The organism is Pseudidiomarina donghaiensis (assembly GCF_900116895.1).
Classification (GTDB): Bacteria; Pseudomonadota; Gammaproteobacteria; order Enterobacterales; family Alteromonadaceae; genus Pseudidiomarina; species Pseudidiomarina donghaiensis.
Genome location: NZ_FPCF01000005.1, coordinates 90,354 through 111,276, shown reverse-complemented (window position 1 = coordinate 111,276; position 20,923 = coordinate 90,354). Strand labels below are relative to the sequence as shown.

Here is a 20,923-nt window from a genome sequence, read left to right as displayed (position 1 = left end):
CGTCTATCCCCGTACATCTATCGACATCGACAAAATACGCGACAAATGGCTATATGGCATGCCGGTTTCAGCATGCCATTGATTAAACACGCGTTGAATTTGCTCAGCACCACGCTTGCTATAGGGCGAAGCATCTAACAAATTGTGATTGCGCAGTGCCGTTAAATTATCAGGTGTGAGTAAATATCCATCCCAGCCTACTCGACGCAGCACATGCTGGGCGGCGGTGCCACCTAAACGGGCTCCATGCTTTTTCAAAAAAGCCAATAACTTATGTTGTTCGGCACTCGGCCAGTTCGCTAAGAACTCTCCAAAACTGCCATGTTGCTCTGCAACCTCAACAATCATGCGTGCATTAAGCGGAACCGTAGCGATTTTTTGTGGGTTGCGAACAATCCGCGTGTCGCGAGCTAACTCGTCAAGCCGCTCTGGAGGCACCTGCTGCCAGTATAGCGGCACAAACCCGGCAAACGCGGCTTCAAACCCGGCCCACTTGTTTTCAATAACTTGCCATGCAAAGCCCGCCCGAAATACACAACGCGTAATTTCAGCAAGAAAACAGTCATCACCAATGCCCCGAATGGCATCACCCGTGGCAAGTACAGGCATCCGCTCCAGCACCGCTTTGTTGCTGCCGTGCCGAGCGATGGCTTGATCATAAAAATATTGAAATTTCATTTATTCTAAATAATAGGCGGTTGCATGAACAACCGGAGTGCGCTGTGCCGGAATAGAGCTGACGGTTTGGCCATCATAGAGCCCACCCGTGACCCCGCCTGAGGTGGTCTGTTGATACTCGACTTTGTCGATAACCAACACATTCGCACCGAGCCTTGCCGCTTGAACGCGCGCTCGTTCAATTGCATACAAGCGCTTGCTTTCATCGGTTTCACGTACGCCGTAGCTAAAATTTGTAGTGATCTTTGCAATCGGCTCAGCCATTGCGGGTGCTCTTTCAACGAGTTTGACGTGATTAGACTCTATGGCGGGACGTGATTGACCTATCATCTCTACACCGCTATTCGTGCTGCAGCCAGTTATGACTAGTAGTCCAAAAAATAGAGTCGATATGACTGCGGCTCTAACAACCAACATAGTGCCCCCTTTGGGTAAAGTCTCTTCGCTTGAGGCGCTAAAACCAATAAACGAAGTTGGAAAGCTAATAGTATTTAGCTTTCCAACCACAATAACAACCGAACTTAACGCATTGAATCGGTGGTTTAACCGATTCGTTGCGGCAACTAATGGTCACGATTATGACCGCGCACCGGAGTGACGCTATTTTGATTTCGTGACGGCCGCGATATTACCGGAGCAGCCCGTTGCACCGGCTTTGCCACCTGCGGCTGACGCACCTGCGGTTGACGTACCTGCGGCTGACGCACTTGCGAAGGGCGAGGGCTTGGGCGTACCACTTCCGGTTGGCGAACAACTGGATTACGAGCCTCTGGTTTACGGACACCTAGATTCCGAATTTCGGGTTTGCGAACATCTGGCGTCCGAATATCAGGTTGACGCACTACTGGCAAACGCGTTTCTGGCTGACGTACTACTGGGCGCTCAATGCGCGGCGGCTGTGTTCTTGGCTTCTCAATGCGCGGACGCTCAACCTGCGGTTGCTGAACAACGCGTTTATCAATTGGTTTTATCGACCGCTGCGGTTGCTTCATACGTACCGCCGGCTCGCGCAATTCACGTTTCACCGATGCAAATTTAGGCCGCGGCTTGGGGTCTTCAATTCGCATATTCGGTACCGGTGCATCTCGATTAACACCACGTGCACTAAGTACCGGTTGAACAACCTCGCCTTGCACCATATGGTACTTCGGTTGCCGTGGCTGCAAATCACGGTGGCGATACTCAACACCGCGACGATGTCGTGGATTGTGGTTCCAACGCTTACCGTCATGTCTGGTCATGTAATAGTCACGACGTTTTTTCGGCGGCGCCGTATAGTAATGATGATTAATCACTACATAACGTTGTGGCCAGAAAAAGTGACTAAAGTAAAAGCGCGATGGCACGTTATAACTAATACCCCAATAAATGCCAGAACCAATACTGACGGTTAGCGACGGCCGTGACCAATACACCGGAGGATGATTGTGCCACCACCACGAGCCATAAACGACACGGGTATCATAATGAGGAACATAAACGACTTCACGGCGAACGTTCTCAATCACAATAGTGCGCTCAGCACGCTCAACACTAACGTGTTTGTTCGACTTCAAATTGCCGGCATCATAAGCATGCTGACGCAAGGTTTGAACCCGATCGAGAACATCTTCTTGTTGCGCCAAAAATGCTTCGCCAATAGCTTGAGTCCAGGTTAAGTCTTCACTCATTTGTTTGAGTACATCTGGCGTCCCCACCAGCGCCTTAACGCTGTCATCCCATGGCTGCTCAGTTGCAAGCTCTAAAGCCTGTTCAGGTTGCAAATGCTTATGCTTCTGCGCCCACCGCTCAGCCTGAACTACTTCCAACGGATAGGTGGCAGCAATCAAAATGTGGGTTAATAAGCTATCAGGATATAACGCCACCGGGGCTAGTAAACGGTCAAGCTCAGCTTCTGAATAGTAAACAGCGTTTGCCTGTGCACTGTCTTGATAGGTTTCAGCGTAAGCAGGGGTTGCTGCGGTAGTTAATACCACCGCGCCAGTTGCCCATGACAGGGCTAGAGCCAAGGCCGACAGGCCGGCGCGTTTCTTCAATTGAGTGTTATGCATGCTTCATGCCTCCAAACGGCAGATAGCTACAACTGCTATCAGTTACTAGTTTAGTCGCTTTTTTAGCCAATATAGTTGCATGCACCACCAATATTTTTGTAAAGATTGCGTTAAACGCCCTAGACTAGGCCTTGTTCAAGCATGGCGTCGGCTACTTTTCTAAAGCCAGCAATATTCGCTCCAAGTACCAGCTGGCCTGGTTTACCAAACTCTTCTGCAGTACGTGAAATATCTTTGTATATGGTCTTCATAACCTGCTGCAAGCGCTCATCTACTTGCTCAAATGTCCAGCGCTGCATACTAGCGTTCTGCGCCATTTCAAGCTGACTAGTAGCCACACCGCCGGCATTTGACGCTTTACCCGGACCATAAGCAATTTGGCTTTCTTGCACCGTGTCAAAAGCTGATTCTGTGAGCGGCATATTGGCGCCCTCAGTAATGGCTATGCAGCCATTTTCGAGTAGGCATTCAATATCAGCACGCGTTACTTCGTTTTGTGTGGCGCAAGGAAACGCCAAGTCGACCTCATAGCGCCAAACTTGATGTCCATCAGACGGATAATCTTCGCGTGGGGTATAAGTTGCTGAAGAATGTGTTTCTAAATACTTTTCTAAGCGCTCGTTGCGTTGCTCTTTAAGCTGTTTCACTAGGTCTAAATCAATACCTTGATCGTGATAAATGGTGCCAGATGAATCACTGCAGGTGACAGGTTTGGCCCCTAGTTCATAAAGTTTTTCCATGGTGTAAATGGCCACGTTACCTGATCCTGAAACGGCACAACGTTTATCCTTAAGGTCGTGATCTCGATCAGCCAACATGTAATTGGCAAAGTAAACACAGCCATAGCCAGTTGCCTCCTTGCGAACAAATGAGCCACCCCACGCTAGGCCCTTACCTGTAAGCACGCCATCGAATTGATTTGCTAGGCGTTTATATTGTCCAAACAAATAGCCAAGCTCGCGAGTTCCAACCCCAATGTCACCAGCTGGCACATCCGTGGTTGGCCCTATATGGCGAAATAGTTCACTCATGAAAGACTGGCAAAAGCGCATAATCTCGGCATTTGATTTACCTTTAGGGTTAAAGTTCGCGCCCCCTTTGCCGCCCCCAATGGGGAGCCCAGTCAAGGCATTCTTAAAAATTTGCTCAAACCCTAAAAACTTGATGATCGACCCATTCACACTTGGGTGAAAGCGCAGCCCGCCTTTGTATGGCCCTAATGCCGAATTGAACTCAATGCGATAGCCTTTGTTGACTTGCACTCGCCCTTCGTCATCCATCCATGGCACCCGAAACATGATCTGCCGTTCTGGTTCTACAATGCGAGCAAGGATAGCTTGCTCGCGGTAATGTGGATTTTGCTCTAGCAGCGGCTCAAGACTTTCCAAGACATCTTCCACCGCTTGATAAAACTCAGTTTGTGCTGGGCTCGTCTGCTTTAACTCTTCGATGGTGTCGTGAATATACGTCATGTTGATTCCTTATCGGTAACGCCTACTTTCTTATACTCACGTTAGTCTTATTTAGCACAAAAAAAAAGCGCTTGGCCAAGCCAAGCGCTTTATCTCAACTATATTCTAGGCTTATACGCGACGGCGCACTAAACCTAAGAACAAGCCACTTAATACCAACCATAGCGGGAATGAACTGCTAGTGGTCGCATGGTCAATGTTCTCATGCTCTTCTTCTTCAGCAGGCGGCTCTTCCACGTCTGCATCACCGTCACCTTCGTCAGTAGGGTCGTTCGCTACTGTTGTGAATGCAACGATAACTGGGTCGTGGTCAGAACTACGATACTGATCAGGCGCGTAGTAAGTTTCTTCTAAACCGTTTTCTTTGTATTCAAGGTTATAGTCGAAAACTTCTGGCTCGTCAGCGTTAATGTGCCAAGCTTGTGCTGCCACAACTTTCTCGGTTAGTTCTGCTGATGCGAATGCATGATCCAAGCTACCTGACTCATTTTGGTAAACATAAGTATGTGTCGTTGCGCCATCAGCAAAGTCAGCTTTCAAATTGCTGAAACCACCAGCGACCATAGCAGCAATTGGGTCTTCCATGGTATACGCGTTCATGTCGCCCATAACCAAAACATCAGCAACAATACGACCAGTCGGATCACCAGCTAACCATTCTTGCATTTTCTCTACCGCAGCAACACGGGTAGCGTTCCAGCAGCCTTGGCCGTCATCAGCATCGGCATCACCACCTGTGGCAGAACCACAGCTTCCTTTAGAACGTAAGTGCGTTACCACAAAGGTAAACTCGTCTTCATTCACAAGGTCTTTGAACGTTTGTGCAACCGGTGGACGGTTACCATAGTCAAATGGTTCGGCAGTTGTGAAAACACCTGTACCAGTTGCTTCTACACGGTCAGTACGATAAACAATCTGGTTTGTGATTGCATCAGTACCAACACGGCCACCGAAGTCTACAAATGCCCACTCGCCTGAACCTTCAGCATTCAATGCTGCAGTTAACTGCGCAATCATGCTATTTTCGCCGTTACCGTCGTTTTCAATTTCGGTTACACCAACAACGTCAGCACCTAAACCGATAATTGCAGCAACAGCTTTTGGCAGTTGACGCTCATATTCCATCACGTTGGTTGCGCCACGCTCAGTTGGGAAACCACCGCCTTGGCCGTCACCGTTGAACAGGTTCAATACGTTGAATACTGCAACGCGTACATCGCCTTGTGCCGCTGCATCAGGCTCTGCCGTACGTGGGTTTACGTCAACAAATTGCAGGTCGACCGTTGGCAACAAGCGATATTCACTGAAGCCGTAGTGAATAATACCTTGGGCGTTGGTAATTTCAGTACCTAAACGCAAAGTATTTTCAGCGCTTAAACCACCTGGAGGGAATGGCACTACTGCTGGGCTTGCGCCACCTTGGGCGTCGTCAATTAAGAACTGACGGCTGTCTTTAAGCGCTGCGTAAGCATTCGCTGCATCGCCTGGCTCAGCAATTTCAGTTGGGCTCATGATGCGCTCATCGGCTACCCAAAACTCGCCATATTGCGCGATAGTTTCGTTACCCGTTACAACCAATGGGTTAGCAGAAGCAACCAACATGCCTTCAAAGCGCTCGAATTCATCGCGCGAGCTTAATGGCAACTCTAAAACCGCCGGCGTTACAGTCGCACCTTCAGAACACACCACAATTTCAGACACAAATGAAAGCTGAGTCGCGTTGTAGTATTCAGCCACTTCACCTTGTAGGCGAACAACTTGGCCAACAGTTGGTGCAGTGCCTTCTGGCAAGTATACAAAAATACCTTCTGAGCTATTTGGATCAGCATCGTTGTCCGCATCTTCTTCTTGCAAGAAGAAACCATTCAGCGGTTTTGCGCCATCTGTGTAAACGCCGGTAACAACGGCTTCAACAGTAACAACTTCGTCAACCAACGGACTTGCAGCACCGCTTTCAGATAAGCTACTGCCTTGCACTTGGTGAATAAATGTAGCTGGGTCGCCACAAGCGCCAAGCTCAGGTGATGGCTCTGGTTCTGGCTCAGGTTCTGGGTCTGGTGGCGTGCTACCGAAACCATTGTGAGAACCTAAGTTGCTAATATCGTCAATTGGGTATGCATCCCACTCAACATCAGGGAGAAATTCGTCGGTGACATCAGTATCACCAGCCGTAACGGTTGATTTGCGACGAATCGTTTGGTTCTGCATCGATACGCCATTGCTTTCCCATGCAGTACCTGGGTCAACACCGACTTGGCCCATGGCATCAACAACGTCTGCGCCATTTTTAAATACGATGGCATCATCGCCGTTGTAATATAAGTTGCCGGTTTGGTTTGCTAAAGCCAAAATATCAGCGTTAGCAGACGGGTGGGCAACAACATAAATGCCATTTGCGTCTAACGTACCTGAAAGCTGAATTGTCTGGCTAGCAGATGTGCCACCATTTGAATAAATTTCAATGGTATAAGTGCTCAAATCAACCGCAGTATCACCCGGGTTAAAAATTTCTAAAGCTTTATTATTACTCGAGCCTTCAATGTGCTCTGATAGAAACAGTTCTGCACTTGCCGTACCTGACACCAGCAGGGCCGAAAGTGCAATTGCTAGATTGTGGCGTTTCATAATCCATTCTCTTATTGTTGTGTAATCCCAAGACGACGGGTTGATCACTATAACTTATTTCAGTTAACAATTTAATGACTTTTTGTGACAGCAAGGTGACAAAAATGCAGAAAAATTACACAGTACTTTTCAAGCGCGCTTATGACAAGGCATGCGCAGAAGATGGTCAACGCATACTGGCCGATCGACTATGGCCTCGTGGTATTAAGAAGGACGATCTAAAGCTTAACGATTGGTGCAAAGAGTGTTGCCCGTCCAACCAATTACGTAAAGATTATCATGCTCAAAAGCTAGACTTTGAAAGTTTTGCAAGTGCGTATTTTCAAGAGCTTGAGAGTAATCCTGACGCCTTGATTCCGCTTATGAAGGCGGCCAGAAAAGATAAGGTAACGCTTATTAGCGCAGTAAAAGCGTTTGAGTATTCACACCTTCCAGTGTTAAAACATGCGCTACTTAAAGCATTAGAACAAGAAGACAACGAGGCCGACGGTGATGCACTGAGTTCACCAGTTTGTTTCGGGAACGACTTTAATTATTGGGGATAGATGTGAGTAACGATTTTATTGAAGTTTACGACGATGCGTTGCCCGCTGATTTTTGCGACCGCTTTGTCGAGCTGTTTGAACGCAGTCCACATAAACAGGCTGGTCGCACTGGGGGCGGCGTCGATACCGAGAAAAAACTGAGCGAAGATTTATACTTGAACCAACATCAAGATTACGCTCGTGAATTACAAACAATATGCGACGTCACCACCAAATATGCACTCGAGTATTTTAAAAAGTACCATTTTGCATTAATCGCGCCGGTCGCACTGAAAGTTAAGCATCCTAAAACCGGTGAGCCCGTAAATTTAACTCATGAAAACTTCAATGAAATTGCCGCCGGAAATGAGCAAGCTTACATGCAATTGTTATATCGACTTGGTCCTATTCAAGCGCAGAAATACCTAAAAAATCAAGGCAACTATAACTACTGGCACTGCGAAGTTTACCCCGAAAAAAACAGCGTTGAAGCATTACACCGTAGCTTATTATTTATGTTTTATTTAAATGACGTGGAAGACGGCGGAACCACTGATTTTTACTATCAAAACCGCAGCATTCAACCGAAGCGCGGACGCATGGTTATTGCGCCCGGCTATTTTACCCATACCCACCGAGGTACGGTGCCAAAGTCTAACGACAAGTACATTTTAACCAGTTGGATTCTGATGAACTCCGGCAAACAACTATTCGGGTGATTTGAGCACTTGCCCAGCATCATCCAATACGGTGACATCAACATGAATGCCGTTGCGGACGCTTTGGGTAACGACGCAAAAGTTTTCAAATTGCTCTAACACACGGTCGAGCTTATCAATGTGCTCGGCCGCTTGGCCTAAATTAAGCTCCACCTGCATCGCTGCAATACGCAAACGCCCATCAACACGCTCCATATCACCTTGCACTTTGGCGGTGACTTGACCTGGGTCACCCTTATATTTGCGAATAGCGAACATCAAGCTAGCAGCAAGACAATTGGCAACTGCAGCAGCAAGCAACTGGCTTGGCCCAGGCCCTTCGCCATGACCTACCGGTTCGTGTTCATCGGTAATGATTTGTCCAAACTCGCCAAAATCAACTTCGAATTTATAATGTTCGAGCAGTTTTAAATTCACCACAAAAGCCGGATTTTCCATGTCTTCCTCCGTTTAATCTGCAATAATATACAGTTCATTCAATGAGCAATTGCCCCTATTCAATACGTGACACCAAGCGCAAGGAGAATGATTCATGAAGAATCCGCTGTATATTCCTTATGCAGGCCCTAATTTGCTAGAAACACCGCTGCTTAACAAAGGTAGCGCGTTTACCCGTGAAGAGCGAACTGCATTTAATTTAACCGGTTTGCTGCCTCCTCGCTACGAAACGATTGAAGAGCAAGTGCAGCGCTGCTACATGCAGTATTCAAGCTTCGACACTGCCATTAACAAACATATTTATTTGCGCGCCATTCAGGACAATAACGAGACTTTATTTTATCGATTGCTACAGCAGCATCTTGAAGAAATGATGCCGATTATCTACACCCCAACTGTAGGCGATGCGTGCGAACAATTCTCTGATATATATCGTAGTTCACGCGGCTTATTCATCTCTTACGAAGACCGTGATCAAATGGACGATATTTTGCGCAACGCGACTAAGCGCAAAGTGAAAGTAATTGTCGTTACCGATGGTGAGCGCATTTTGGGGCTTGGTGACCAAGGTATTGGCGGTATGGGCATACCTATCGGCAAATTGAGCTTGTATACCGCCTGCGGTGGTATTAGCCCAGCTTATACGTTGCCAGTTTGCTTAGATGTCGGCACCAACAATGAAAAACTATTGAATGACCCCATGTACATGGGCGCACGCCACAAACGTATTAATCAAAACGAATACAATGCATTTGTTGATCGCTTTATGGTTGCAGTACGCCGCCGGTGGCCAGAAGCAATGGTGCAGTTTGAAGATTTCGCACAACCTAACGCGATGCCAATTTTACGTAAATATCGTGATGACTATTGCTGTTTTAATGATGACATTCAAGGCACGGCTGCAGTGACCGTTGGTACGCTGTTGGCAGCCTGCCGCAGCAAAGGCGCACAGTTGAAAGATCAAACAGTTGCCTTTGTTGGCGCTGGGTCTGCCGGTTGTGGTATTGCTGAGCAAATTATCCAGCAAATGGTCGCCGAAGGTCTTACCGATGAGCAGGCTCGTCGGCAAATTTTCATGGTTGACCGCTTTGGCCTACTTACCGAAGGTATGAGCGACTTGCGAGACTTTCAACAAGCCTTAGCTCAGCCTTTAAGCAACCTTTCGCATTGGCAGCACAGTGGCGACTACGCATCATTACTGGATGTTATGCATTGCGCTAAACCGGGTGTTCTCATTGGAGTCTCAGGCCAGCCGGGGCTGTTTACTGAACAAGTCATTCGTGCCATGCACCAGTACACCGAGCAGCCCATCATATTTCCGTTATCGAACCCTTCTCGACAAATAGAAGCACATCCAGCTCATGTGGTTGAGTGGACCAACGGCGACGCCATCATTGCCACCGGCAGCCCATATGATGCAGTTAAGTTTCAGGGCCAGGAATACCCCATTGCACAATGTAACAACAGCTATATTTTCCCGGGTATTGGGCTTGGCGTGATTGCGGTGAAAGCGCGAAGCATTTCTGACGAAATGTTAATGGCAGCAAGCAACACTTTGGCTGAAGCTTCACCGCGGGTGCTCGGCGAGAGTGATCACTTACTTCCTGGTATTACCAACATTGCCGAACTGAGTAAAAAAATCGCTTTCAATGTAGCCAAAGTTGCTCAGCAACAAGGGCTAGCACTAGAAGTGAGTGATGAAACCTTACAGCAGCGAATCGACGCCAACTTTTGGAAGCCACAGTACCGTCGCTACAAACGCGTTAGTATTTAACTTTTCTTAACTAGCCGAATTCGACTTTTCCTTGTATCTTCAATATATAACAGATGCAAGGAGGTCGAATGCGTTTGGCCATTGCACTGCTGCTACTGGCGGTTATACCAACAGCTGGAGCACAGTCTCAAGAGTCACCACCGCCATCACAGTCAACGTCTGAAGAGTCGCAAGCAAAAACGGACCGCGACGACGCAGCAATGATTGACGACTTTCGTGCGGGCTTAACAAATTCGGTCAATGCCACTGCAACTTGGCTTGACTCTTTCTTTGCCGATTCTATTAATCCTGACGACTATGACACAGCTTCAGGCAGCCTAACGTTAACGCCCGAGTGGGACGAACATGACGGCTTTGAGCTGGACTCAAGTTTTCGTGCACGGGTTGTTTTTCCGCATGCCGAGCGGCGTTTCTCCGCCATTATTGGGCGCGCCGATTTCGATGATTTTATTAACGACACACAACAAACGCGACCAACCGTCATTCGACGCGATCAATCTGACGAAGAATGGATGGTTGGGCTCGGCTTTGACCCATATGTGCAAACCAATCACAGTTTGTCTTTTGGCGCCGGGGTACGTGGCGGGTTGAATATGGACCCGTACGTTCGTGCTCGTTATCGCTATGAGACCATTGTTGACGACAATGCCGAACTACATATGCAGTCAGTGGCTTTTTGGCGTGATAGTGATGGCTTTGGCGTTGCACAAACCTTTGAATATGACACGGCATTTTCGCCCAAATGGTTCGGCAAATCATGGTTTCGTGGAACCTTCGCTGAGCGAACCGAAGGCGTACGTTGGCAAGCTTCGCAAAAACTGTATTACATGTACCACCACGAACGTGCGGTGGGTGCTGATGTTTGGTGGTACGGAGAAACAGAGAACGCTGTGCCCATGCGTGACTACGGCATTCGTGCACTGCACCGCAGCCGATTCAGCCGCGAGTGGTTATTTTTAGAAGGCTGGGTTGGCATGCACTGGCCGCGTGATACGTTGGCCGATGATCGTCACCCACGTTGGATTGTTGGCATTGAAATAGAAATGCTATTTGGCGGTGATTAAGCTTATAACCAGCCTAAGCCAGCAGCAATACTCCTTCCCCCTAAGCCAATAGCGACAGCGCAAACTATACTGCCCAGAATATTTTGTCGAAGCGAATTTCGGTATTCGCCCAAATCGCGATGATTGCACACCCAAACTAGGAACAGAGCCATAACTGGCAACAACAAACCGTTGGCTACCTGCGCAAACAATATAACCTCGATGGGCTTCAGACCTAACGACGCAATAATAACGCCAACACTTAATATACTAAGCCAAATGGCACGAAACTTTTTGTCTTGTAAGTTATTTGAGTACCCTAGCACGCCGCTAAGCGCATATGCCGAAGCCAACGGCGCTGTTAGTGATGACGATAAGCCGGCCGCAAATAAGCCGGTTGCCATAAACAGCGTGGCGCCATCACCAAACAAAGGCGTCATGGCTTTACCCAAATCTGCCGCACTTTCTATGTTTATTGCTTGACCAAAAAACGCTGAGGCGGCTGTTGCCACAATAGCCATCGAAATAAGCCCGCCCAACGGAATCGAAACATAGATATCCTGTCGTGCTTGCTGCAAGTCTTCTGGCGAGTGCCACTTCTGTGCACAACTCGATGAATGTAAAAACAAATTGTAAGGCACAACCGTAGTACCGATGAGAGCCACCACCATAAGCAGGCTTCCTGATGGAATAGACGGTACTAATAATCCGCTGAATAAATCCCCCCAATTTGGTTCGGTGAGAATAAAGGTCGCCAAAAAGGCAAGACTCATTAAAAGCACTAAACCAATCAATACGTTCTCAATGACTTTATAACTGCCCTGCCAGAGTACTATCGCAGCTAATACGCCCAGAATAAGTGGTATCCATTGGCCATCAATGGGCAACAAATCGGCTAATCCCATGCGGGCACCACTAATATTTCCGCCCTGATACACACTATTGCCAATAATAACCGCAGCAAAAATAAGCGATACGACTAACCATCGAAGCCCTGGGTGAGCGATTGCTGCACGAATATTCTCACCGAGCCCTTTGCCTGTAACAACGCCAAGTCGCGCCGCCATTTCTTGTAAAATCATGGTCGCTAGAACTGAAAACACCAATGCCCACAAGAGCGCATAACCGAAGTTAGCACCCGCTAACGACGCTGTAACCACAGTTCCTGGCCCGATAAATGCTGCCGCTACGAGGGCTGCGGGCCCCATGCTAAAGCGTGATTTCTGTTTCAAACTGCACCTTTTGGGTTGTTTCGGTTTGTTCTTTCAAAATAACTTGTTCGTTATTCGACTTCAAAGACATCAATGAACATGTCATTATCATGCATGAGTCAATGCACGAACTGGTTCAGTTATGCCAATATAAATGCCACTGCCAAAATAATGGGCTACAAGGAGAATAATAACAATGACAAATGTAGTTGCCTGTATTGATGGTTCACGGGCCACCGGTGCCGTGTGCGATTATTCCGCATGGGCAAGCTTACAAATGCAAGCGCCCCTCACTCTGTTACACGTCCTTGATGAAGGCCGTTACCCCGTTACAACCGACATGACCGGCAACATCGGTTTGGGCAGTCGCGAAATCTTGCTTGACGAACTTGCCGAACTAGACGCACAACGCAACAAACTAGCCCTGCAGCAAGGGCACCATATGCTTGAAGCTGCGCAAGTTCGTGCGCGTAAAGCCGGTATAGAGCAGGTTACTATGCGTCAGCGTCATGGTGATTTGAGTGACACGCTGCTCATGCTTGAGCACGAATCGCGGCTTTTTGTATTGGGTATTCATGGCCAAGACAGTAGCGAGCAAGAGCGTGAATCACGTCACATTGGCAGTCATCTTGAAACCGTTATTCGATCTGTTCACCGCCCCATTTTGTTAACCCCCGAAAAGTACCAAATACCGCAAAGCGTACTGTTTGCCTATGATGGCAGTAAAACAACCGAGAAGGGCATCGACATGGTGGCCAAAAGCCCATTGTTTAAAGGGCTGCCAATTCATATCGTCATGGTAGACGTCGACACTGAAGTCAATCAAAAGCTACTTCTTGATGCGCAAAAGACATTAGCAAACCATGGTCACGAAGTAACGGTTGCACTGATTGCTGGTGAGGTTGAGCCCGCGTTGCATGAATACCAACATCAGCACCAACTTGATGTTTTGGTCATGGGTGCTTATGGCCATTCGCGCATCCGCCAGTTTTTAGTCGGCAGCACCACAACGAGCATGATAAATAACAGTGAAACGCCGGTGCTGATACTGCGTTAATTATGTTTCAATCTACCTTGCAATCGCCTTTAGGGCCAGTTACAGCAACCAGCGAAAACGGTAACCATATTACCGATGTCTCTTTTTGTGCTCCCCTCTGCCAAAGGGCTTGCACCGTTACCGAGCAGGCTGCGCAGCAGCTTCTTGAATACTTTAATGGCAAGCGATTAATCTTTGACTTGCCACTTGCCCCTGCTGGAACGGATTTTCAGCAACAGGTATGGCAGGCATTACTAAGCGTTTCGTACGGCCATACCGCCAGCTACGGCGATATTGCTCGTTTGATAAAAAACCCGAAAGGAGTGCGAGCCGTGGGGCTGGCAAATAGCCGCAACCCAATCGCGATTATCATTCCTTGCCACCGCATTATTGGCGCTAACGGCACGCTGACTGGCTATGCTGGTGGGCTCGATAAAAAAGAATGGCTATTGCGCCACGAAAACGCCCTATAACAGCTCAGGGGGTAGTTATTTTTTGTGGCCATTATAGCTGGCATGCATTCGCCGAATGTGCCCTTCAATTTCATCGCGAAGTTGTTTGGGCTCCAAAACTTCCGCATGCTCACCACAACTTAGTATCCAAGCTACTAGCTCGTTGCTAATCGCCACTGTGGCGGTAACAATAAAGTGCTCGCTATTCATTTCAACAACTTGTTGCGGATGCAGAGGGTTGTTCGTTAACAGGTTTGATAGGCTTGCCGCACACTTTAGTTTGACTTGTGCGACCGCACTAGGGCGGGCGTGGTCGGCTAAATTTAAAAACGGTAGCTGCGGTGCACTTTGCGCAATACTCCAGCCATAAGGCTTAGAGCGCTCATCCGCGGTTAACGGGAACACTTCTGAAAGCTCAATCAAATTGCGCTGTATTGTGCGAACACTCACGTCAACGCCTTGTTCATAAAGGCGCTGTTGCAATGTCTTCGCGTCAATTTTGTGTGGCTGCCGAGGCACATGGCGTAACATCATTAGGTATCTTAATACGCTCTGCACTGACTTGCTCCTTGTCATCTGTGTCACTCGATAGCTTACCGCTAACTTGCGACAAATCTTGTCGCAGCAATTACTTTTTGTAAAACAACCGCAAAATAATACTATGCCACATTGTATAGTGACCGTGCTAAAGCTTTACTTACAACAGTAAAGCCTTAAAACTTAAATAACACGACTCACAGGAGTATTTCGCTATGACTCGCAAACTAACCTTATTATCGGCATTGGTCGCCACTACTTTTGTTTTAGCGCAGCCTGCACTGGCCCAGTCGCAATCGTCGCAACAAGGGCAACAAACCGCTGAACAGGCCAAACAAGAAGCAGCCAAAAAGAAAGCGGAGCGTGACGCGTTGCGTGAAAAAATGAAAGCCGAGAAAGAAGCACTGCAAAAACAGCGCGCTGAACAAAGTGAAAAATTAAAGGCTAAGTCATCGGATGAGAAGAAATCCGGCGCAAAAGCTGAAAAAAAGGACGATGATGGCGATAATTAACGCCAACTTTATGACAGGTTAACGTGGAACAATTAGCTTCACATGAGCAGCAATGTTTAAATTGTCAGCAGCCTTTGCAAGGTGAATATTGCCACCATTGCGGACAGCATCATCGGGTTTATATTCGCAGTATATTCGCCGTACTTGGCGATTTAATGGGCGAATTGGGTCACTGAGACTCGCGTTTTTATCGAACCTTGCGGGGACTATTTTTACGCCCGGGGTTTCTTTCGCTCGAGTTTATGCGCGGCCGACACGCCTCATATGTGCCGCCCTTGCGGCTATAGACAAGGGCATTATTACTACCGACGCTAATACCGCAGATGCCTTAAACTCAGATGCTGCCGTCGGTATTGTTGCCGCTGAAGACCTACGTATGGATTTGCCATTTTTGCCAGCAGAGGAACAAGCCCGCATTAATGAGCGGCTTCGGTTTTTGGTCAAAAACCCGGATATTTTCACCCAACGCATTATTCAGTTAACACCACAAATGATGTTGTTGATGTTGTTGATGCTGCCGTTTTGGGCTCTATTCTTAAAATTAATCTATGTATTCCGACGTCACTATTACTTGGAACATCTGACTGTTGCGCTACATACCCATGGGTTTATTTTACTGTCGCTAATGCTTGCTGTTGGCGCAGCAGAAGTGACAACCGCGCTTGCTTCATTAACTGGTATAGAATTCTTGAGTCGCCTTGGAAGCTGGATTGATTTTAGTATCTTCACTTGGATGTTTATCTATCTGTTTCTAACCCAAAAGAATTTTTATCAACAAGGGTGGTTGTTCACGGCCGTAAAATTTTTGGTTTCAGGCTTTGCTTATAGCCTTTTGTTGCTCAGTGTTTTCGTTATCACCGTGGTTTACAGCGTAATCACTGCCTAAGTAATCAATGTGGGCTGTTGTGGTAGGGTTTGTTCAACGACACAAGCGGTATATACTTAGCCTTAATGTGGTTTTATAGCCCGTATGTTTAAGGATGAAAACGTAATGCACGTGGATACCCCAGTCACGTTACCAAACCTTCCCGGCATGTTTGTGCGCTCACTATTTACAGTGGCGCGCAAAGACCAAGAAGCCGCAGAAGCGAATGTACTCAATGCTGAATTCCGCGCTCCGGCATTTCCTGCTGAATTGGTACAACGCTATCACGATGCATTTGGCGGGTTTATCAGCCCTATTCCTCTCACGCTGATTTATTGTTTAGCGCAGCGGGTGCACTTAGCGCAAATGCTTGGCGAACATTTCCCATGGCCAGCGCCTGGCCTAGTTCATGTTAGCAATCGTATCGAGCAATTACTGCCGCTCGACCCCGACGAGGGCTTTCACTTAAAAGCCTCTATTCAAGTGCCAGCACGCGGACCAAATGTGTCGCCACGTCGTTTACGCCCGGTATTTATCGTTGAGTTTTGGCAGTCGGAACAGCATGTTGCAACTTGCGTTAGTCAATATCAAGTTATGCCGAAGCAGCCGGAACGCCCTCGCAAACCAAAAGAGACGAAAATTGTTGATGCTCCCAACGGTGACTGGCACTGCATGAATACCTGGCAATTAGATGCCCAAACCAGTCGCAGTTACGCGCGTTTATCCGGTGACTTTAATCCAATTCATTTGCACCCATTTCTGTCGCGCTGGTTTGGTTTTGATCAGCCAATTATTCATGGAATGTACATGTCCGCTCGGGCTCAGGCGGAAATTGAACGCAGTATGAAACGGCCGATTACAGCTATCGATGTAACATTTAAGCGCCCAGTTGAATTGCCAGCTAATGTGTCTTTATGGTACTGCCAAACAGACGACAATACCGGCAAATACCAAGTGTGCGGTGCTGAAGACAACCTTCAGCGTCTTGAAGGGACGGTTACTTGGGCGGTTTAAGGCGCTCTATACCCATAAAGCGCAGTGAAATCTTCTCATAGATCGGCTCTGACGTGCCGCGCCAGACTTTATACATAAAATATTTTTCAAAGGCCACTTTCGCCCAATGAACCCAACGACCGCTACCCGTCCAATTGCGGTTACGCGGCGGGTTTTGTGGGATTGCGAGAAAAGCGGCACCGGTATTTCCCATGTCAGCCAGACACAATGCACTTAAGGTTGGTTCTACCAAGGTGTTGCTCTGGGCCATTAACGCTTTCATATTCTCGACAATGGCCGATGTCATCGACTCTATCATCAGCCCAGTTTTTGGTGCACCTACCGGCACTGCTGTTGCTTCGATGGGCGCGATAGCCACACATACGCCAGCCGCAAAAATATTCGGGTACTTTGGCGAGCGCTGATGCTGGTCGGTTATGACAAAGCCTTTTGGGTTACATAGATCAGGCACCGCAGCAACAGCTGGCGAACCTTTGAATGGCGGCAAAAACATCGCATGTTTATAGGCTAGTTGCTGCGTTGTCAGCACCTGCCCCTGTGCATCAAGTTCGTCAAAATGACAGTGGCTATCGGCAAATTCAGTGACTTTGGCGTTACAAATCCACTTAATACCGTGCTCGCGGAACTTGTGCTCCATAAAGCCTTTTGAGTCACCAACGCCACCTAACCCCATATGGCCAATATAAGGTTCTGGGGTGATAAAAGTGATGGGTACTTGATCACGAATTTTTCGTTTTCTAAGTTCGTATTCTAATGACAATACGTACTCGTATGCTGGGCCAAAGCAACTGGCCCCCGGTAACGCGCCAATAAGCACAGGCCCTGGTTGTTCATATAATGCTTGCACATCGTCATGGGTTTTTACGGCGTGGTCAACGGTACAAACAGAGTGACTACCTCCAGCCTCAGGGCCCGCGCCTGGTACATTTTCCCATGCAAGTTTAGGCCCCGTGCACAACACTAAATAGTCATAGTCTATGTGTTCACCGGAGTTCAGTTCTAAACTGTTTTGGTCAGCGTTTATGGTTTTTACGCCGGCGGCCGAAAAGTTAATATCACGCTTGTGAAATAGCTCGCCAATCGGCATCACGACATCTTCGCGCTTACGCGAACCCAATGCCACCCAAGGGTTCGAAGGCACAAAATTAAATTCACTACCTTCGCCAATCACCAGAATATCAGTGCCTTTAGCCAGTTTTTCTCTGAGTTCGTAAGCAACTGACACGCCACCAAGCCCTGCTCCAACCACGACAACTTTAGACATAACGCTACCTATTTGATGTTTTTTTGAACAGCTTAACTATGGTTGGAAGGTTATATTTCGTCAATAGCTAAAATAAGCTTTCGGTATGAAATTGTTCTAACGCAAAGAAAACCTTCTCCAATTAGAGAAGGTTTTTAGAAGTTAGTCAGCCACTGCTTTTAATTCAGCGAGTCGCCCGTCAGATTCAAGGTTGTTACCGCGTTCGCTTCAATATCGCTGTTGCTAAAGTGCAACGGACGAAGCTGCGGCTCAGATGAATACAGTAAAGTCTGATCAATATAATGATCTGAACCTATATTTGAGCTTTGCGAATAACTTAATAGACCGTTAGCAACTGGGCCATCTTCGGTAAATTCCATCGCAAACATCCAGCTTGAGCCATAGGTAATGTGATACCCGCCCGCTGCGGCACTCAAGTCGCTACCTGGCAGTAACGGGTAACGATGACGCGGTAACACGGTACCGTCATTACCCATATTGCTGCGGAACACATTGAAACCACCTTCGACATTGTGCGCACCGCCCCAAGGCAGTTTCTCCCCTGATGGCGTACCATCGGGTAGGCTACGCTCAACAAACTGTACGCTACCTAAACTAGCTGCAGGGTCTAAACCCGCGTTTATAATGCGCTGTTGCGCGGTTGCTAATTGCTGCAACACCGTATCGTTTACTGCAAGCGTATTTGGTGTCGTGGTTGGTTGCGCTGCATCGTATGCAATCTGCCACTGCGGATCACGATTAAATTCGAAGGCAAACTCACGGAACATCATGGCACCTTGGCTAGCAAGGTTCATGCGACCATCCCACAACCCTAGTGCTTGACACGCAGGAGTAATATCAACCGCACTGCCATCTGTCATCGTTACAGGTGTAGTTCCTTGTGCTTCGCATTGGGCCAATAAATCAGCTAGTACAGCTTCACCCAAGAAGTTTCGGTTACCAATAAGGCGATCAATCAAGTCTTCACGCGTGAAACGGCCATCAACCGAGCCGCCTTCGGCTAGCATTTTTTGCCCCAACCGCGAACGCAGTGACTGCTGATTTCCAACAGGGCCCCAAAGCGGCGAAACCCCACTAATTGGTGCTGCAGGGTTAGTTAACCAAAAACTATCGTTTGAATTCTGCACAAAGTCGGTACGCTCAAGCTGAGGAGCCTGCGCAAACGGTACTGTACCCTGTGGCATATAGAGGCTATCGTCACCAGGGAAAATAAACAATCCAGCCTGTTGTGTCAGGGCTTGATAGAGCGGATTGGCGCCCCACTCTGCTAGTGCTTCTGGCACGATATTAGGTACTGACGAGCCATCGGTAAAAAACGCTTGGCCATGTTTATCGACCGCCATCGCGTTGTTGAAAACAGTGCCGGTATAGTCCACAAAAGTTTGCTTATATTCCTCAATACTCGATGCCATATTCATGCCCAACCAATGGTCAAACAAGTCATAGTTTGGCAGGTTGGCATCATGCAACGCATAAGCAACGGCTTGGCCAGTTTGGTCGGTACCCCACGGCAGTGCATTTGGAATGACAATAACTGGCCCAAACTCACTGTAATAACTCGTTTTGCGCAGCGTCATGCTACTTTCAGCCCCTGTCGCCACCTGAATTTCGTGAGTTTTAGTGGTCATAGGTACACTTTCACCGTCGAGCATATAACTGGTGCCGCTTGCGTCATTTGGGTCTAACGTTAGGCGATGAACCGTAAAGCGTGACGCAGTCGAAAACGTATGCGTCCACGCCACGTTTTCATTAAAACCAATATTGATAACACCTGGCATTCCCGACAGCGAACCGCCCACCACTTTTAAGTGACCAGGCACTTCAATACCAAACTGCCAAAAACGCTGATTCCCAGTGTGTGGAAAGTGCGGGTTGGCAATCAGCATGCCCTTTTCTGACGCACTAAGGTCACTACCAATTGCCCATCCGTTTGAACCAGCTTCGGTTGGGTTGGTGTCTGGAATACCAACGGTCTCGGGGTCAAAGGCTAAGGTAACGGGCTGGCCGTCTTCCGCTGTGACGAAGCTTTGATTGCTTGGTACTGCCAAGAATAACGGACCGGTAAAATTAGCCGCACCTGGCAACAAAGCAACGCCTTGCGCATAGGTCATGAGGTCAATTGGGCTAATATCGCGCACCCAAGGTTGACCCGCGCAGGTTGGGTCCATATCAGCAACTGGCGTTTCGTTGATATATTTATTGTAGCCCGCCGCATAACCAGTCATTAACGCTTGTGCGTGCTCACTTATTTGTGCAAAGCCTGCTTCAGCGTTATCTCGAATACCGAGTGTCAAAAAGCCGAAGTCAGTGAGTAGATTCTCTGAATCGCCAGAGCCTGGCACCGCATCGGGCCCGAAGAAGCGCGCGCGCTGCGAATTAAACTTCACAATTTGGTCGGCCAAAATACACAAGTTATCTTGCGCAAACGCAAAGCCAACACCGAACCCTAAGCTCTCCATGTTATCGGCTTTAACGTAAGGCACACCGTAGTCGGTCCAAGTTACATCAACGTCCAAATTGCCATTTGGTGCAAATGCCACTAAGCCAGTTGGTTCGGTTGGTGGTGGTGTTCCCGTGGCAGGTGGTGGCGCATCGTCCGAGCTGCTACCACAGCCAGTTACAGCAAAGAGACTACCGCTGAGCACAAGCACCGCCAACGACGTGCGGGTAAAGTTGTTCTTTTTCATATGCATACCTACTTGTTGTTC

The 20,923-nt window shown here is 48.0% G+C and carries 19 protein-coding genes; 9 read left to right on the top strand and 10 right to left on the bottom strand.

The window, feature by feature from the left end:
* Positions 1 to 3: 3 nt before the first annotated feature.
* From BM334_RS09545 to BM334_RS09525, 5 genes are all read right to left on the bottom strand, one after another.
* Positions 4 to 678 carry a DNA-3-methyladenine glycosylase I gene (locus tag BM334_RS09545; protein WP_092841162.1) on the bottom strand — a complete coding sequence of 225 codons (675 nt, stop codon included), beginning with the start codon at positions 676 to 678 and terminating at the stop codon, positions 4 to 6.
* A complete protein-coding gene (locus tag BM334_RS09540) occupies positions 679 to 942 on the bottom strand; it encodes a hypothetical protein (protein WP_092841160.1) in 264 nt (87 codons plus the stop codon).
* A 299-nt stretch (positions 943 to 1,241) separates the two neighbouring features.
* Positions 1,242 to 2,729, bottom strand: coding sequence for a DUF3300 domain-containing protein (locus tag BM334_RS09535; RefSeq protein WP_092841158.1), 1,488 nt, complete (start codon positions 2,727 to 2,729; stop codon positions 1,242 to 1,244).
* A gap of 119 nt (positions 2,730 to 2,848) precedes the next feature.
* Complete coding sequence (gdhA, locus tag BM334_RS09530; protein ID WP_092841156.1) at positions 2,849 to 4,201, bottom strand: NADP-specific glutamate dehydrogenase; 1,353 nt, start codon at positions 4,199 to 4,201, stop codon at positions 2,849 to 2,851.
* Positions 4,202 to 4,312: 111 nt separating this feature from the next.
* Positions 4,313 to 6,826: an ExeM/NucH family extracellular endonuclease gene (locus BM334_RS09525; protein ID WP_092841153.1), complete on the bottom strand. Its 2,514-nt coding sequence runs from the start codon at positions 6,824 to 6,826 to the stop codon at positions 4,313 to 4,315.
* Between the two features lie 104 nt (positions 6,827 to 6,930).
* Between BM334_RS09525 and BM334_RS09520 the strand changes: the two genes are divergently transcribed.
* Together BM334_RS09520 and BM334_RS09515 are read left to right on the top strand one after the other, a co-directional pair.
* Positions 6,931 to 7,371, top strand: a complete 441-nt coding sequence (locus BM334_RS09520; protein ID WP_092841151.1) for a DUF488 domain-containing protein — start codon at positions 6,931 to 6,933, stop codon at positions 7,369 to 7,371.
* A gap of 2 nt (positions 7,372 to 7,373) precedes the next feature.
* Positions 7,374 to 8,069 carry a 2OG-Fe(II) oxygenase gene (locus BM334_RS09515; protein WP_092841149.1) on the top strand — a complete coding sequence of 232 codons (696 nt, stop codon included), beginning with the start codon at positions 7,374 to 7,376 and terminating at the stop codon, positions 8,067 to 8,069.
* Here BM334_RS09515 and BM334_RS09510 read toward each other — a convergent pair.
* Positions 8,058 to 8,507, bottom strand: coding sequence for an OsmC family protein (locus tag BM334_RS09510; RefSeq protein ID WP_092841147.1), 450 nt, complete (start codon positions 8,505 to 8,507; stop codon positions 8,058 to 8,060). The two genes, BM334_RS09515 and BM334_RS09510, sit on opposite strands and share 12 nt — an antisense overlap.
* A 94-nt stretch (positions 8,508 to 8,601) precedes the next feature.
* On the opposite strand from BM334_RS09510, the gene BM334_RS09505 reads away from it, so the two are divergent.
* Positions 8,602 to 10,281: an NAD-dependent malic enzyme gene (locus BM334_RS09505; RefSeq protein WP_092841145.1), complete on the top strand. Its 1,680-nt coding sequence runs from the start codon at positions 8,602 to 8,604 to the stop codon at positions 10,279 to 10,281.
* Between the two features lie 68 nt (positions 10,282 to 10,349).
* Positions 10,350 to 11,345 (top strand): hypothetical protein, encoded by a 996-nt coding sequence (locus BM334_RS09500; RefSeq protein WP_092841143.1) that lies wholly within the window; start codon positions 10,350 to 10,352, stop codon positions 11,343 to 11,345.
* Between the two features lie 2 nt (positions 11,346 to 11,347).
* Here BM334_RS09500 and BM334_RS09495 read toward each other — a convergent pair whose 3' ends face one another.
* On the bottom strand, positions 11,348 to 12,556 hold the full coding sequence (locus BM334_RS09495; protein ID WP_420849438.1) for an Nramp family divalent metal transporter: 1,209 nt from the start codon (positions 12,554 to 12,556) through the stop codon (positions 11,348 to 11,350).
* Positions 12,557 to 12,731: 175 nt separating this feature from the next.
* Between BM334_RS09495 and BM334_RS09490 the strand changes: the two genes are divergently transcribed.
* Positions 12,732 to 13,592 carry a universal stress protein gene (locus BM334_RS09490; protein WP_092841138.1) on the top strand — a complete coding sequence of 287 codons (861 nt, stop codon included), beginning with the start codon at positions 12,732 to 12,734 and terminating at the stop codon, positions 13,590 to 13,592.
* Between the two features lie 2 nt (positions 13,593 to 13,594).
* The gene (locus BM334_RS09485; protein ID WP_092841136.1) at positions 13,595 to 14,044 is read left to right on the top strand and encodes a methylated-DNA--[protein]-cysteine S-methyltransferase; all 450 of its coding nucleotides are present in this window, start codon (positions 13,595 to 13,597) and stop codon (positions 14,042 to 14,044) included.
* 15 nt (positions 14,045 to 14,059) lie between these two features.
* On the opposite strand, the gene BM334_RS09480 is transcribed toward BM334_RS09485, so the two are convergent.
* Positions 14,060 to 14,557, bottom strand: coding sequence for a WYL domain-containing protein (locus BM334_RS09480; protein WP_157981875.1), 498 nt, complete (start codon positions 14,555 to 14,557; stop codon positions 14,060 to 14,062).
* A gap of 218 nt (positions 14,558 to 14,775) precedes the next feature.
* Between BM334_RS09480 and BM334_RS09475 the strand changes: the two genes are divergently transcribed.
* The 3 genes from BM334_RS09475 to BM334_RS09465 all read left to right on the top strand — a co-directional run bounded on the left by BM334_RS09475 (position 14,776) and on the right by BM334_RS09465 (position 16,951).
* Positions 14,776 to 15,072, top strand: coding sequence for a hypothetical protein (locus tag BM334_RS09475; protein WP_092841132.1), 297 nt, complete (start codon positions 14,776 to 14,778; stop codon positions 15,070 to 15,072).
* Between the two features lie 88 nt (positions 15,073 to 15,160).
* Positions 15,161 to 15,958 (top strand): hypothetical protein, encoded by a 798-nt coding sequence (locus BM334_RS13020; protein WP_241970932.1) that lies wholly within the window; start codon positions 15,161 to 15,163, stop codon positions 15,956 to 15,958.
* 105 nt (positions 15,959 to 16,063) lie between these two features.
* Complete coding sequence (locus tag BM334_RS09465) at positions 16,064 to 16,951, top strand: MaoC/PaaZ C-terminal domain-containing protein (protein ID WP_241970931.1); 888 nt, start codon at positions 16,064 to 16,066, stop codon at positions 16,949 to 16,951.
* On the opposite strand, the gene BM334_RS09460 is transcribed toward BM334_RS09465, so the two are convergent.
* Positions 16,935 to 18,215, bottom strand: a complete 1,281-nt coding sequence (locus tag BM334_RS09460; protein WP_092841128.1) for an NAD(P)/FAD-dependent oxidoreductase — start codon at positions 18,213 to 18,215, stop codon at positions 16,935 to 16,937. The genes BM334_RS09465 and BM334_RS09460 overlap by 17 nt on opposite strands.
* A gap of 158 nt (positions 18,216 to 18,373) precedes the next feature.
* Entirely contained in the window at positions 18,374 to 20,902 is a 2,529-nt protein-coding gene (locus tag BM334_RS09455; protein ID WP_241970930.1) for an acylase, read from the bottom strand.
* Positions 20,903 to 20,923 lie beyond the last annotated feature (21 nt).

Coding starts and splice junctions, on each gene's coding strand:
- BM334_RS09485 (WP_092841136.1), top strand. CDS start 13,595: ATGTTTCAATCTACCTTGCAATCGCCTTTAGGGCCAGTTACAGCAACC.
- BM334_RS09500 (WP_092841143.1), top strand. CDS start 10,350: ATGCGTTTGGCCATTGCACTGCTGCTACTGGCGGTTATACCAACAGCT.
- gdhA (WP_092841156.1), bottom strand. CDS start 4,201: ATGACGTATATTCACGACACCATCGAAGAGTTAAAGCAGACGAGCCCA.
- BM334_RS09520 (WP_092841151.1), top strand. CDS start 6,931: ATGCAGAAAAATTACACAGTACTTTTCAAGCGCGCTTATGACAAGGCA.
- BM334_RS09455 (WP_241970930.1), bottom strand. CDS start 20,902: ATGAAAAAGAACAACTTTACCCGCACGTCGTTGGCGGTGCTTGTGCTC.
- BM334_RS09475 (WP_092841132.1), top strand. CDS start 14,776: ATGACTCGCAAACTAACCTTATTATCGGCATTGGTCGCCACTACTTTT.
- BM334_RS09480 (WP_157981875.1), bottom strand. CDS start 14,557: ATGATGTTACGCCATGTGCCTCGGCAGCCACACAAAATTGACGCGAAG.
- BM334_RS09525 (WP_092841153.1), bottom strand. CDS start 6,826: ATGAAACGCCACAATCTAGCAATTGCACTTTCGGCCCTGCTGGTGTCA.
- BM334_RS09505 (WP_092841145.1), top strand. CDS start 8,602: ATGAAGAATCCGCTGTATATTCCTTATGCAGGCCCTAATTTGCTAGAA.
- BM334_RS09465 (WP_241970931.1), top strand. CDS start 16,064: ATGCACGTGGATACCCCAGTCACGTTACCAAACCTTCCCGGCATGTTT.
- BM334_RS09540 (WP_092841160.1), bottom strand. CDS start 942: ATGGCTGAGCCGATTGCAAAGATCACTACAAATTTTAGCTACGGCGTA.
- BM334_RS09510 (WP_092841147.1), bottom strand. CDS start 8,507: ATGGAAAATCCGGCTTTTGTGGTGAATTTAAAACTGCTCGAACATTAT.
- BM334_RS09460 (WP_092841128.1), bottom strand. CDS start 18,215: ATGTCTAAAGTTGTCGTGGTTGGAGCAGGGCTTGGTGGCGTGTCAGTT.
- BM334_RS09535 (WP_092841158.1), bottom strand. CDS start 2,729: ATGCATAACACTCAATTGAAGAAACGCGCCGGCCTGTCGGCCTTGGCT.
- BM334_RS09490 (WP_092841138.1), top strand. CDS start 12,732: ATGACAAATGTAGTTGCCTGTATTGATGGTTCACGGGCCACCGGTGCC.
- BM334_RS09545 (WP_092841162.1), bottom strand. CDS start 678: ATGAAATTTCAATATTTTTATGATCAAGCCATCGCTCGGCACGGCAGC.